At 35.1% G+C, this 12661-nt stretch carries 14 protein-coding genes and 1 pseudogene; 6 read left to right on the top strand and 9 right to left on the bottom strand.

The features are described 5' to 3' along the window. The first annotated feature begins 1 nt into the window (after window position 1). On the top strand, window positions 2-157 hold the full coding sequence (locus tag MHI39_RS05835) for a hypothetical protein (protein ID WP_161809585.1): 156 nt from the start codon (window positions 2-4) through the stop codon (window positions 155-157). A gap of 693 nt (window positions 158-850) precedes the next feature. Here MHI39_RS05835 and MHI39_RS05830 read toward each other — a convergent pair. Then, window positions 851-1696, bottom strand: a complete 846-nt coding sequence (locus MHI39_RS05830) for a tetrahydrofolate dehydrogenase/cyclohydrolase catalytic domain-containing protein (protein WP_259549201.1) — start codon at window positions 1694-1696, stop codon at window positions 851-853. Between the two features lie 571 nt (window positions 1697-2267). On the opposite strand from MHI39_RS05830, the gene MHI39_RS05825 reads away from it, so the two are divergent. Beyond that, window positions 2268-2768, top strand: coding sequence for a DoxX family protein (locus MHI39_RS05825; protein ID WP_071975058.1), 501 nt, complete (start codon window positions 2268-2270; stop codon window positions 2766-2768). 163 nt (window positions 2769-2931) lie between these two features. On the opposite strand, the gene MHI39_RS05820 is transcribed toward MHI39_RS05825, so the two are convergent. Next, on the bottom strand, window positions 2932-3288 hold the full coding sequence (locus MHI39_RS05820; RefSeq protein WP_058003573.1) for a MerR family transcriptional regulator: 357 nt from the start codon (window positions 3286-3288) through the stop codon (window positions 2932-2934). 330 nt (window positions 3289-3618) lie between these two features. Between MHI39_RS05820 and MHI39_RS05815 the strand changes: the two genes are divergently transcribed. Beyond that, window positions 3619-3945 carry a hypothetical protein gene (locus MHI39_RS05815; protein WP_058003572.1) on the top strand — a complete coding sequence of 109 codons (327 nt, stop codon included), beginning with the start codon at window positions 3619-3621 and terminating at the stop codon, window positions 3943-3945. Window positions 3946-3984: 39 nt separating this feature from the next. Here the strand turns inward: MHI39_RS05815 and MHI39_RS05810 are convergent. Further along, window positions 3985-4535 (bottom strand): annotated as a pseudogene (locus MHI39_RS05810) (GNAT family protein). A gap of 176 nt (window positions 4536-4711) precedes the next feature. Between MHI39_RS05810 and MHI39_RS05805 the strand changes: the two are divergent. Together MHI39_RS05805 and MHI39_RS05800 are read left to right on the top strand one after the other, a co-directional pair. Continuing rightward, window positions 4712-5386, top strand: a complete 675-nt coding sequence (locus MHI39_RS05805) for a DUF421 domain-containing protein (protein WP_058003571.1) — start codon at window positions 4712-4714, stop codon at window positions 5384-5386. A gap of 147 nt (window positions 5387-5533) precedes the next feature. Then, window positions 5534-6037, top strand: a complete 504-nt coding sequence (locus MHI39_RS05800; protein ID WP_058003570.1) for a DinB family protein — start codon at window positions 5534-5536, stop codon at window positions 6035-6037. A 61-nt stretch (window positions 6038-6098) separates the two neighbouring features. Here MHI39_RS05800 and sspL read toward each other — a convergent pair whose 3' ends face one another. From sspL to MHI39_RS05770, 6 genes are all read right to left on the bottom strand, one after another. After that, a complete protein-coding gene (sspL, locus tag MHI39_RS05795) occupies window positions 6099-6233 on the bottom strand; it encodes a small, acid-soluble spore protein L (protein ID WP_058003569.1) in 135 nt (44 codons plus the stop codon). A gap of 70 nt (window positions 6234-6303) precedes the next feature. After that, entirely contained in the window at window positions 6304-6882 is a 579-nt protein-coding gene (locus tag MHI39_RS05790) for a histidine phosphatase family protein (protein WP_058003568.1), read from the bottom strand. 35 nt (window positions 6883-6917) lie between these two features. Next, window positions 6918-7373, bottom strand: coding sequence for a GNAT family N-acetyltransferase (locus tag MHI39_RS05785; RefSeq protein WP_058003567.1), 456 nt, complete (start codon window positions 7371-7373; stop codon window positions 6918-6920). A 1-nt stretch (window position 7374) separates the two neighbouring features. Then, window positions 7375-7908 carry a GNAT family N-acetyltransferase gene (locus MHI39_RS05780; RefSeq protein WP_058003566.1) on the bottom strand — a complete coding sequence of 178 codons (534 nt, stop codon included), beginning with the start codon at window positions 7906-7908 and terminating at the stop codon, window positions 7375-7377. A gap of 546 nt (window positions 7909-8454) precedes the next feature. Continuing rightward, window positions 8455-9681 (bottom strand): MFS transporter, encoded by a 1227-nt coding sequence (locus MHI39_RS05775; protein WP_083498383.1) that lies wholly within the window; start codon window positions 9679-9681, stop codon window positions 8455-8457. Between the two features lie 139 nt (window positions 9682-9820). Beyond that, the gene (locus MHI39_RS05770) at window positions 9821-10855 is read right to left on the bottom strand and encodes a metalloregulator ArsR/SmtB family transcription factor (RefSeq protein WP_342540887.1); all 1035 of its coding nucleotides are present in this window, start codon (window positions 10853-10855) and stop codon (window positions 9821-9823) included. A 170-nt stretch (window positions 10856-11025) separates the two neighbouring features. Between MHI39_RS05770 and MHI39_RS05765 the strand changes: the two genes are divergently transcribed. Then, a complete protein-coding gene (locus MHI39_RS05765) occupies window positions 11026-12627 on the top strand; it encodes a catalase (protein ID WP_342540885.1) in 1602 nt (533 codons plus the stop codon). Window positions 12628-12661: the final 34 nt, after the last annotated feature.

The raw sequence follows: 12661 nt of genomic DNA, 5'->3' as shown, positions 1-12661 counted from the left end.
AATGGGTACTTATACAGCCATAGGGGCAACTAATTTTTTTCATTCGCACGAGGTAAAATGCAGCCAAAGTGATGTAGAAGAATGGATGAACAGCACAATCACGCTTAACAGAAATGACCAAGTTACTGAATGGGATATGTATGCTTTTAGTGATTGATGGCGATGCAAAGGAACGGCATATGAGCCAGGAATTGATGATCAAACGAAAATCGCAAGATTAATAGATGAGATAAAAAAGCTAAAAAATGAAAATGATAATTTAAAAGAAATAATATATAACCTAGAAGAACAGTTAGGAATACTACCATTTTAATCAAAATTTCCCCTTCCGAAAGGTAGGGGACTGATTAAATAAACACTTTACGTTTGCATTCACAAACATTATTGTACATTCTAAAACAATCAAAAATGTACATAATTCCGTTGACATTTATATTATTGTTCTGTCTTTTATTTTTTTTGATTGGTTTCTACTTTTTTGTGTGGTTTACTCATTATCTTGTGTGGTCCTTCTCTTTTCTTGTGGGGTTCATCCTTTTTATTGTCCTGTCCTTCGCTTTTTTTGAGTGGTTTTCAGTTTATTGTGTGGTTTACCCCTTTTCTTGTGTGGTCCTCTCTTTTTATTGTCCTGTCTTTTACTTTTTTTGAGTGGTTTTCACCTTTTTGTATGGTCCTTCTCTTTTCTTGTCTGGTTCATCCTTTTTTTGTTCTGTCTTTTACTTTTTTTGATTGGTTTCCACTTTATTATGTAGTCTTTCCAATCCTTTGAACCTTCTTCTTCCATTAACTAATCCTAATCCAGTCAATTTTTAAGCAAACAAAAAGGATGAGACTACTCTCATCCTTTCGATTAATTTGCTTTTAATGATTCTTCCGCTGCATCAACTGTGTGTTTTAAAAGCATAGATATTGTGACTGGACCTACGCCACCGGGAACTGGAGTGATTGCACTTGAGTTTACAAGGCAAGCTTCATAATCTACATCCCCAATGTTTCCTTTGTTATATCCAGCGTCTAATACAACGGCACCTGGTTTGATCCAATCACCTTGAATAAAGTTTGGCTTTCCAACGGCAGCTACGACGATATCAGCCAATTTTACGATTTCTGCTAAATTGGTAGTTCGTGAATGACAGGTCGTTACCGTTGCATTTTCATTTAAAAGTAAGGCAGATACAGGTTTTCCTAGGATTGGGCTTCTACCAATAACAACGGCATGTTTTCCTTCAATCGGAATTTCATAGTAGTCTAAGATTTTCATAATCGCAGCAGGTGTACAGGAAGGAAATTTTCCAAACCCTAATGCAGTTTGTCCGTATCCAAAGCTTGTTACTCCGTCAACATCCTTACGAATATCAATTGCATCGAATGCTTTTCGCTCATCAATTTGGGATGGGACTGGGTGTTGAAGTAGTATTCCATGTACGGTGTCATCTTCATTTAACTTTTGAATGGTTTCTAAAAGTTCCTCTGTTGATGTTTCTTTGGGGAGATGGATTTTTATTGATTTCATTCCAAGCTTTTCACAAGCTTTTCCCTTCATATTTACATATGTTTCTGAGGATGGATCATCCCCAACTAGAATTGTAGCGAGGCATGGAGTGATCCCCTTCTTAATAAGGTTTTCCACTCTTTCTTTCAAGCTATTTTTCACACTGTCAGCAACTAATCTTCCATCAAGAATTTGTTTTTCCATTAAGAAACCTCCTTAAAATGTAAGGCTCTTTTCTCAAACATTATTGCAATTGAAGTAATAATGAATGCTGAAGGGTTACATCATTAACTTCACTTTGAAAAGAGCTGCAAACTTCATAAGAACCGCTGTATTGAGTGTAAAAGCCGACTGTTAGACTTTTACAAAAATAAAAAGAGATAAGGGTGGTGAATGATGTTCTACCTTCCTTATCTCTGCCCAGACGACCCGACCCGATATAAACACAGCTCCCAAGTGGTCTATTCCACAAATGTCGTCAGTTACTGTGTTAACAATGATTTAACTAATTCGATCATATCATATAGAATATCGATTCTCAATATCATCATATTTGAAAAAACAGCTTTTAAATCAGAAATATAAACTTAATGAAGATTCTGTGAACGCTATTGTAAATTTAGGAAAAAAAGTTTATATTAGAGCTATAGAAAGTTAGTGAAATATTTCACAAACTTTCTAACAAGCTAGCTGGCTTACAATCTTACATCTTAGATAGCAAAAATTTTTATCATAACTTGTGAAATACTTCACAATATATAAGGAGATGTTGGTCATGAAATGGTTACGAGGACCGAAAATGGCAATTGTATGGACAGTTTTAAGAGTTTGGTTAGGTATTCAGTGGTTAGAAGCCGGGATTGGAAAATTGACACATGGATTTGATGCATTTGGATTTTTACAAGGAGCTATTGCTAATGCAACTGGAGAGCATCCTACCGTACAAGGGTGGTATGCAGACTTCCTCCAACATTTTGCACTACCTAATGTAGAATTATTTAATCATCTCATTCCATATGGTGAATTATTAGTTGGCCTTGGATTAATTGTAGGATTTGCAACTATCCCGGCACTTATTGCAGGAGCATTTATGAACTTAAACTTTATGTTAGCTGGTACAACAAGCACAAATCCTATTTTATATACAGTAGCTATTCTCATCATGGCCGCTGGAGCAGCAGGTTATTATTACGGAGTAGATCGATTGACAATTCCTTATATTAAAAAATGGTGGAATACAAATAAATTAAATCGACATCATGCTCCAACTCATTAAACATGACAATTTGGTAAATTAACAAGTAGAAGCTTATTTCCCTTCAGACTGTCGAGAATTGTCGACAGTCTTTTACATTATATGTTGTCTTCACACTGCCCCAATTGATCTTAAAAATTAATGAAAATAAAAAAGCAGGTTGATTTTAACGATCAACCTAGCGTTATAAATAACCTTTAATTATTTTTGCCTGCGTTTCAAGCGCCTGTTTCCTCCTTCGTAATATTTCTTCCTCTTTTTGCACTGCATCAAGTTGGTCGATTAATTTTTTGTATAATCCTTGAAAGAGTTCCGCCTGACCACAGCCTACTTTTTCTTTAAGCTCAAAAAGCAATTGGATATCCTTTAAGCTTAATCCCATTTCTTTTAACTCGATGATTACTTGAAAATCATTCACTTCTTTTTCCTGAAAATCCTTCCGATGCTTGTTCCACTTCGGTTTAAGTAGCTTCAGCTCTTCATAATGACGAATGGTATCCTTTGAGGCATTTACTAGCTTGGCAAATTCTCCTACTTGCATCTTCTCACCTTATCTATCATTTTATTAGAATTCTTCAAAAAACTTCATATTTCATGTTGACATGGGGTTAACCCCGTAAAGTTTAATGATTTTAATCTCTTTTCTTGAAAGGCTCTTTTCTCAAACATTGTTGCTAATGAAGTAAAGTATTAACCATCGGTTGTAGATTGCTACGTCTTTCATTTCACTTAAGAAAGAGCAGCAAACTCCATAAGACCGCTGAATTCTTTATTGGAAGTAAAAGCCGGCACTTGGGCTTTTACAAAAGGCAACAAACTATAAGTAAATAGCCTTTTGAAAAGAGCTAATTTATCTTTAGGAGGTTGTTTAATGTTTTTTCTTGGACTTTTACTTGTCATCATTTACGGTGGGGGAATAACCCTAAGTGGGGCAATCCAACTTCAGAAACAGAAAATCCCTTATTTAGCTGCTTTAAGCCTTTGTTTATTAGGTTTACTTTTAATTTTGTCAGCTTGCCTGTCGTCTACATTTCCCTTTGCATTATTCATACTCGTTTTTGTTTTACTGTTGATTCATGGTGTGGCATTATTTAATGGATTCCACATGTATGGAAAAATAAATCCCTTGCACCACATAATAAGATTTTGTCTTTCTTGTATAATCATTTTTATTTTTGCTGTTAAACATTTATATTAAACGAAAAGGGTGTCTGGCTTGAATCTACCGGACACCTGATTATTCATCTTGTTGATTGAGCGAAGCCCACTCAGAATAAAGGATTCCATGATCACCCGATCATAGGATTTTCCATCACGGTTGACCGCTTCGCGCATTCTACCCTCTTGTTAAAATCCAACCCTTTCATAAGCACGAATCGCCCTTTTATTATATTCAATCACATCTAATCCTACACGATTGAGGTTTAATTCACAGAAAGCATAGCGAAGCATTAATTGCAGTGCATTTGTTCCAAAGCCTTTATTTCGAAAAGACGGGTCTCCAATTCCAATGGATAATAATCCTGCTCGATTATTCCATTCAATACTATGTATAACAATAAAGCCGATTAATTGATCGTCCTGAATCGTTCGCAATTGAAAATAAAAAGAATTAGAACTTGAGCTTGATTCTTTCTCAATTTGCTGTTTCGTTTTGGGAATGGCAATATCTGTATCAATATTACGAAGATACTCTACATCTTCCCCCCATTTCACCATTATATCTGTATCATTTTCCTGTACTCCTGTTAATTTCACGTATTTTCCTTGAAATAAATTAGTTAGCATATATCCTCCTAAGCAGAAGACCTACAACTCTATAATGAAACTCATGCTTTTTCTAGTTTCTACATTCATTATCATATTTCCTTCTATAAAAACCAGATAAGTTTGCCAAAATAGATAGGGAATAATTGGATGAATGTCGGAGAAAATAATGTCATCTATGCCCAAAGGAGTATTGTATGGAATCTATCTTCATCACCTCTCTTAGAACATTCATTAGCTTTAGTATTTTGCTTCTATTGACTCGAATTCTTGGAAAAAAACAATTAAATCATGTGACTGTATTTACATATATAACCGGAATAGCTCTTGGAAACATTGCTGGAGATATGGTTGTCCATAAAGACATTAAAATTACTGATGGTATTATTGGTTTAACACTATGGTCATTATTAACTTTAATTATCGAATACATTTCATTAAAATCAGTCAATGTTAGAACCATTCTTGATGGGGAGCCTTCGATTATCATTAAACAAGGTAAAATAAATGTAGATGCCATGCGTTCCAATAAATTAAATATGGATGATTTAATGATGCTCATGAGATTAAAGGATGTCTTTAGTATAAAGGAAGTAGAATATGCGATCCTTGAACCTAATGGACAGTTAAGTATTTTAAAAAAAGAGGAATATGAATCGGTCATAAAAAAAGACACACATATTTCAACCAAACGGAGGCCATATCTTCCAACAGAGTTAGTAGTTGATGGAAAAATAATCAAAAAGAATTTGAAAGAACTTAATATTAATGAAGATTGGTTATTGGAAGAATTGAAAAAGAAAGGGCACCCCCATCTAAGTAAAATCTTTTATGCAGAATTACAACCTGACGGGAGTATTCATGTTGATTAAAATAAAAGTTTAGCTGCATTAATTCTAGATTCCGACTATGGCAGGATCATGTATCCTAATCACCATCAATTGAATCACTTGAATATTGGTCACAATATTTATAAACTGAAAGGGCAAAACTAATTGAAATGAATGAGGTGATTATCCATGTTTCAAACCGTAGAAGGATTTTTACAAATGTGGAAATATGAAGTTATGGAAACACAGAAGGTTTTAGACGTTTTAACGGATCAATCCTTGCAACAAGAAATTGCTCCTGGCCATTGGTCATTAGGTCGTGTTGCTTGGCACATTACGACAGCAATTAAAGTAATGGGATCTCAAACAGGTTTACAATTTGATGGACCTGATAAAGACTTTCCAGTGCCAGAATCAGCTACATATATTGCGGATCAATATCGCAAAATGGGTGAGTTATTCGCAGATGCTGTCAAAACTCAATGGACAGATAGCACATTAAGCGAGGTTCACAATGTTTTTGGTAGAGATATGTCGAATGGAGCATTACTAATGTTTATCATTCATCATCAAATCCATCATCGTGGACAACTTACCGTTCTCATGAGACAGGCTGGCTTACCAGTTCCTGGCGTTTATGGACCATCGAAAGAAGAATGGTCAAAAATGGGAATGGAACCACCTAAAATGTAAACATGAAAAGGCTGATTTTGAAATCAGCCTTTTCATCTAAGTATTTTTTTATCAACCACTATTATATTTTTGTATTACTCTTTTTCGCTCTATTTTCTAGCTGGCTTTTAGGATCGTTAGTCATTGTATTGTCTTGTCCATAGCCTTGTGGATTTACTCCTGGAGCTTTTTTTCCACGGTTATTATTTTTAGGCATCCTTTCACCTCCAATACTAATTACTAGCCTCCCTCACCATTCACTTTTTATCCTAAAAACCGCTACATTCTTAAGAATCTAGATGCTTCGCACAATTATATAGATTACATGTCCATCCATTTGATGTTTTATTGAGTTCTGTTATGGATGTGTTTTCTAAATGTCCTTCAAATTCTACTTGTGGGACTAGTTCTTGGATCAGACATTGAATGCAAGCACCGTGTGAAACAATCAGTATATTCATATTTTCATGTTTTTCTTGAATTTCTTGAATAAAAGGTAAAGTTCTTTTCATTACACTTTCCACATCTTCCATACCTAAATCTAGCTCTCTCCAATTATGACCCCATTTAGCTATTCTCTCAGATTCAATTGTTCCTTCAATTTGACCACCACTCACTTCACGAATTCGTGGTTCTAGAACAATTTGTTTATTACCCATTCTTTCACTGATGATTTCCGCTGTTTGTCTTGCTCGTAAAAGATCACTAGAGTATATTACATCCCAATTTTCCATACTTAACCGCTCAGCAAGCTTGTTTGCTTGAATAATTCCATCCTCATCGAGTGGGATATCAGCACTCCCCTGTGCCCTTCTTTCCTTATTCCACGCTGTACTTCCGTGGCGGACAAAACCAATTTTAGTCATATTCACGCCTCCATTCTTGTTAAAAATCTATTCTCTTAATCCAAATCTTGCGATAAGCGAATCATATCTATTGCCTGTATTCCATTTTCAAAGATTTCCTCTGAATAATGTCGAAGGAAAAAATCTCTATCGATTCCCGTTATTCGAAATCCACATTTCTGGTAAAGTGCTAGCTGTGAAATACTTGAATTAGCTGTTCCAATCTCAATAGTTTTGAACCCTTGTTCTCTCGCATTAGCAATCGCATGATTCACTAACTTCTTGCCTACTCCCTTTCCTTGTTCCTTCTCAGATACAGCAATATTTACTAATTCAATCGTCTCTGGCCTTGTCGGTAAAAGTACATAAACTCCATGGACTACACCATTTTCTTCCGCAACAAAACATTGCCCTCGATCAATATACTCCTCAACAAGCTTCCGTGACGGATCGGCTAATAATAAAAGTTCAATTGGAGGACTTTCATTAGCTCCTAATTGTCTAAACTTCATTTTACTCCCCTACCTTTAAAGCATATAATACATGTGGTTTTAATGGATCATTTAGTTCAAGCTTCGGATGCAAAAATGTTTTGACCTTTTTTAAACCAATTTTCTGCATAATTCGTTCTGAACGCGTATTAATTTCTGCTGTGAAGCTGTACACATTTTCAAACTGCAAATTCTCCTCCGCATATTCTAAACAAGCTTTTGCCCCTTCAGTTGCCAGCCCTTTGCCCCAAACTTCCTTTTTCAATCTCCAGCCAATTTCTACACAAGGTGTGAAATCCGCTTCAAATGTTGCGTGATGAAATCCAATAAAACCAATGAACTCCCCTGTTTCTTTTAGTTCAGCAGCATATAGTCCATAGCCATAGGATTGAAACTCATCCATGATGGCCTCGTAAAATGCTGTTGTTTCTTTATGTGTCAGTATCTTTGGAAAATACTCCATCACCTCAGGGTCTTCATTCATTTTCTTAAAATCTAGTAAATCTTTTGTTTCAAAAGCACGCATGCGTAATCGATCTGTTTCAAAGTAAATCAAGTCTATCACCTATTTTCTTTTTTTAGCGATTCTTTTCTTAGACATTGAATGTTAACTAATGGCTCTTTTCTCAACCATTGTTGCTATTTAAGTAAAGTTTTAAGAATTTCTATCGATGAGGACCGCTGCACCTTTCATATCACCGAGAAAAGAGAGACAAACTCCATATGACCGATGAATTCTTATTGGGTGGAAAAGCCGGCAGTTGGGCTTTTACAAAAGCAACAAACTATACGAAAACAGCCACACTTCAAATCACGAGAAAAGAGCTGCAAACTAATGCAACATTCGTCAGTAATGCATTGAATTCTTTCAAATGTTTCATATCCCTACCGATACTCTTAATCCTTTTGTGACTTTACTAACATTTTAAAATCCAAACCTTATATTTCTTCTCGATAACCGATCTATTTCCCTTTATTTTTTTGGCACTTTTCTCAAACATTGTTACTATTTAAGCAAAGTTTTAACTATCGGATGAAGACCGCTACACCCTTCATTTCACATAGAAAAGAGCTACAAACTATATACAAAACAGCCATTCTTTTAAACTGAGAAGTTATCTGCTGCATGTCCCCTGTTTATCCTAAAAGTGATGATTAAAGACAATCCAGCTAATGTAACTAAAATTCCTGATACATTCAAAATCCATGAGATCGATAAATAGTTAATAATAAAAGAACCAAACATTGTTCCGAACGGTACGATAAATGTTGACAAGGTTGAAAGCAAGCTTCCTACACGACCCATTTTATTTTCTGGGACCATGGTTTGGTATAAGGTTCCAATGCCAACACTTGCCAAGCTAACTCCAATACCTAAAATAAATGCAAAGATTAGGAGGGCTATATAGCTTTCAGGAAAAACTCCTGTTATTAGCAAAGCAATTCCTTCAATTGACAAACCGAAGATAACCATTTTTACTCTATCTTTCATGATGTTTAATAATATAATGAGGCTTCCTGATAATGCTCCTACTGAAATGGCAGCATCCACGATCCCCATTCCACTAGCGCCTACTTTTAGTATTTGATTACATAAGACAGTAATAAATACATTTAATGGTGCTAGGAAAAAGTTGATGATGATTCCGCCAACAATTATTAGGTGTAACAGCTTCTTATAGCGTAGAACATAGATGAATCCTTCTTGAAATTGGAGATAAAATTTTCTTTTCACATGATCAATGTCCACTTTTGGTATCGCAAGGAACATTTCACTAAATGCAGAAATAATAAATGAAATCCCATTGATCAAAAATAGGAGCCACATATTTGTAACTGCTATTAGTATTCCTGCAAGTGCTGGCCCAATAATATTCGATAGTTGATTAGTTACTTGCATAAATGAGTTTGCTTTTGGCAAGTTCTCTTTTCCTACTATGAGTGGTATCGTTGCTCCTATCGCTGGACTAAAAAAAGCAGATACAAGTGATGAAGCAATCATCAGTAAATATAATAAATAAATAGGCAGCTCCTCAAAAAACATGAATAAAGCAATCGCAAGCATGATACACCCATTAATCATGTCTGAAAAAACGAGAAGATATTTTTTAATATTCCTATCGGCTAAAACTCCTACAAAAGGCATTACTAATACAGACGGAATAGTAAAGCAAAGGACACTTAAACCTAATGCAATGGACGAACCTGTTGTTTCAATGATATACCACATAATCGCAATATTATAAAAGCGATTACCTAGCACAGAAACACTATTGCCCATCCATAAAAGAAGAAAGTTTTTATTCCTTAATACATTATTTTTCATCATATCCCAACCTTCCATTACCATAAAATCACTCTTTTTATACAAATCGAACTACAATACATTATACAACACACATAAAATGACCCATTCTACACAAATCGAATGTCAATAGTATATATAAGGAGGTCGCCTTATGACCTCCTTACTCTAGTAATGATTTTGTTAATGTTTCCATTAGCTCCTTTAGCTTATCTTTATTAAGTTGATAATAAACTTTATTTTCGATTCTCATAGAATAGACAATTCCAATCGAATGTAAAGTGGATAAATGATGAGAAATAGTTGAATTAGATAAAGACAATGTCTGGGCAAGCTCATATCCATATCTAGGAGCTTTATTTAAAAGCATGATAATTCTTATACGTTTTTCATCTGCAACGATTTTAATGGCATCTAAAACATCATCTTGGCTCATCTTATTTTTGGTGTTAGAATCATATTCATTTATCCCATAGTGGTAAATAAATGACTGCTCACTATCTGATGAAAGAGATGATGTATCATAAAAATAAGATGGAGATAGAATTAGCTTCATCGCTTTATTCTCAATCACATATGAAGGAATAACTGGAAATGCGTCTCCAACCTTTTCCCTCGTTGAAAATATTTGTTTTCCCTTTAAATAATCAATATTTTCTTGCTGCTTCTTCAAAAAGTATGGAAGATCCGTTTTAAAGTAAAACTCATAAAATTGTTTCATTAATGAGATAAAACGATTTTTAGTATTTTCGATATCAACATATAAATAAGTCAATTTCCATTTTTCACTTTCCGGTATGCTTGTATTTTGGATAAACAGTCTAACCTCTGTAAAATCATGAATATCGGATACTTCAGTTGGTGTGAATCCCGTTTCTAGAAAATGTTCAAAAATATGATATGCGGAATCTGATTCAACCTGCTGAATAAATTTCTCTAAAGATTGGTAACAATTTGTTTCAAATGCATATCGAATCATACTTAACCCAATAAACGTTTCTTGGCTAAAAAAGACTTCTAATTCATCCTTCAATATTTGGGGAATACTGTGCACCTTCTCGTCTACCCACTTTTGAAGTTCCCCGTTTAGTTCTCGCTTAGGCTGCTTATTTGTGTAATCTTGGATAACAAACATAGATGAAAGCTGTTCAAACACAGGTGATTGAATAATAATAATATTTTCTCCTAGCTCAACCATTAGATCCCCTCCTATTTTATTCATAATATACCTTTAACATTCTATGTACGTCAACATATATTTTCGATATAAATCAAAACAAAATAATTAGAAGCTCCATTGTATTTTTATACTAATCAAAGCAAAAGCTATCTTCGATGAAAAAAATTTCTAAAAAAGGAGGACATCGAATGTCTAAGGACACAAACCAACCAATCAACCAAACAAATGAAGAACATGAGGACACATTAACAAACAGACAAGGGCATCCGATTACGAATAACCAAAGCATTAGTACAGTAGGAAATCGTGGACCCGCTACATTAGAGAATTATGATTTTATTGAAAAGATTAGCCATTTTGATCGTGAACGAATTCCAGAGCGTGTTGTTCATGCACGTGGTGCAGGGGCACACGGATATTTTGAGGCATATGGAACATGTGGAGATGAACCAATTTCTAAATATACGCGAGCCAAATTATTTCAAGAAAAAGGGAAAAAAACACCTGTTTTTGTGCGTTTTTCAACGGTTATTCATGGCGGACATTCACCTGAAACATTAAGGGACCCAAGGGGGTTTGCTGTAAAATTTTATACAGAGGACGGAAATTGGGATTTAGTAGGAAATAACCTTAAAATCTTCTTTATCCGTGATGCAATTAAATTTCCGGATATGATTCATGCTTTTAAACCTGACCCAATAACAAATCTCCAAGATAATGAAAGATTTTTTGACTTTTGCTGCAATTCTCCAGAAACCTTTCATATGGTCACATTTGTTTATTCTCCTTGGGGAATTCCAGCTAATTATCGAATGATGCAGGGCTCTGGTGTGAATACATATAAATGGGTGAACAGTGCAGGGGAAGCTGTACTTGTAAAATATCATTGGGAGCCAAAACAAGGGATTAAAAATTTGACACAAAAAGAAGCAGAAGAAATACAAGCAACTAATTTTAATCATGCAACACAAGATTTATATGATGCAATTGAAAGAGGCGATTATCCAGAATGGGAATTATTTGTTCAAATCATGAGCGATGATGCGCACCCAGAGCTAGATTTCGATCCATTGGATGATACAAAGCTATGGCCTGACGATCAATTCCCTTGGAGAAAAGTAGGAAAAATGGTGCTTAATAAAAACCCAGAGGATTATTTTACCGAAGTAGAGCAAGCGGCATTTGGGACAGGTGTACTTGTCGATGGGCTTGACTTCTCAGATGATAAAATGCTTCAGGGTCGTACTTTTTCTTACTCTGATACACAACGGTATCGAGTAGGTGCGAATTATTTACAGCTCCCAATTAATGCGCCCAAAAAACGTGTAGCCACAAACCAAAGTGGCGGACAAATGCAATATAAGGTAGATCGTGCACCTGGACAAAATCCTCATGTGAATTATGAACCATCTATTTTGGGTGGATTAAAAGAAGCAAAACAATACGGGAAGGAATATACGCCTCAGATAGAGGGACAACTAGTACGCGAATCCATTGATCGCCAAAGTAATACGAAACAAGCAGGAGAAACTTACCGAAGCTTTGAACAGTGGGAAAAAGATGAATTAATATCAAATCTTGTTTCCGGACTTGCTCCTTGTGATAAGAGAATCCAAGAGAAAATGATCGCTCTTGCTGAAGAAGCAAATGAAGAATATGGACGTAGGCTAAGAGAAGGTTTGGCTCAAGCATCTAAAAGTGGTTCAAGTCAAAAGCCACTTGGAAATAAGGATGCAGATAAAGCACCTGAAAAAGCGATCAATAAAGGTCATGAGGCTGATCCATACTAAAAATAATGGTAACGGCTGTCTGTGTATTGAAACA

The organism is Heyndrickxia sp. FSL K6-6286, assembly GCF_038630395.1.
Lineage (GTDB): Bacteria > Bacillota > Bacilli > Bacillales > Bacillaceae_C > Heyndrickxia > Heyndrickxia oleronia.
The sequence above is the reverse complement of the archived record's forward strand: the minus strand, read 5'-3'. Positions and strand labels throughout refer to the sequence as shown.

Bases quoted from the DNA above. Each gene is read 5' to 3' on its own strand.
- MHI39_RS05800 (WP_058003570.1), top strand. From the start codon at position 5,534: ATGTTTCAAACCGTAGAAGGATTTTTACAAATGTGGAAATATGAAGTT.
- MHI39_RS05820 (WP_058003573.1), bottom strand. From the start codon at position 3,288: ATGCAAGTAGGAGAATTTGCCAAGCTAGTAAATGCCTCAAAGGATACC.
- MHI39_RS05830 (WP_259549201.1), bottom strand. From the start codon at position 1,696: ATGGAAAAACAAATTCTTGATGGAAGATTAGTTGCTGACAGTGTGAAA.
- MHI39_RS05825 (WP_071975058.1), top strand. From the start codon at position 2,268: ATGAAATGGTTACGAGGACCGAAAATGGCAATTGTATGGACAGTTTTA.
- MHI39_RS05785 (WP_058003567.1), bottom strand. From the start codon at position 7,373: ATGAAGTTTAGACAATTAGGAGCTAATGAAAGTCCTCCAATTGAACTT.
- MHI39_RS05790 (WP_058003568.1), bottom strand. From the start codon at position 6,882: ATGACTAAAATTGGTTTTGTCCGCCACGGAAGTACAGCGTGGAATAAG.
- MHI39_RS05775 (WP_083498383.1), bottom strand. From the start codon at position 9,681: ATGATGAAAAATAATGTATTAAGGAATAAAAACTTTCTTCTTTTATGG.
- sspL (WP_058003569.1), bottom strand. From the start codon at position 6,233: ATGCCTAAAAATAATAACCGTGGAAAAAAAGCTCCAGGAGTAAATCCA.
- MHI39_RS05770 (WP_342540887.1), bottom strand. From the start codon at position 10,855: ATGGTTGAGCTAGGAGAAAATATTATTATTATTCAATCACCTGTGTTT.
- MHI39_RS05765 (WP_342540885.1), top strand. From the start codon at position 11,026: ATGTCTAAGGACACAAACCAACCAATCAACCAAACAAATGAAGAACAT.
- MHI39_RS05805 (WP_058003571.1), top strand. From the start codon at position 4,712: ATGGAATCTATCTTCATCACCTCTCTTAGAACATTCATTAGCTTTAGT.
- MHI39_RS05815 (WP_058003572.1), top strand. From the start codon at position 3,619: ATGTTTTTTCTTGGACTTTTACTTGTCATCATTTACGGTGGGGGAATA.
- MHI39_RS05835 (WP_161809585.1), top strand. From the start codon at position 2: ATGGGTACTTATACAGCCATAGGGGCAACTAATTTTTTTCATTCGCAC.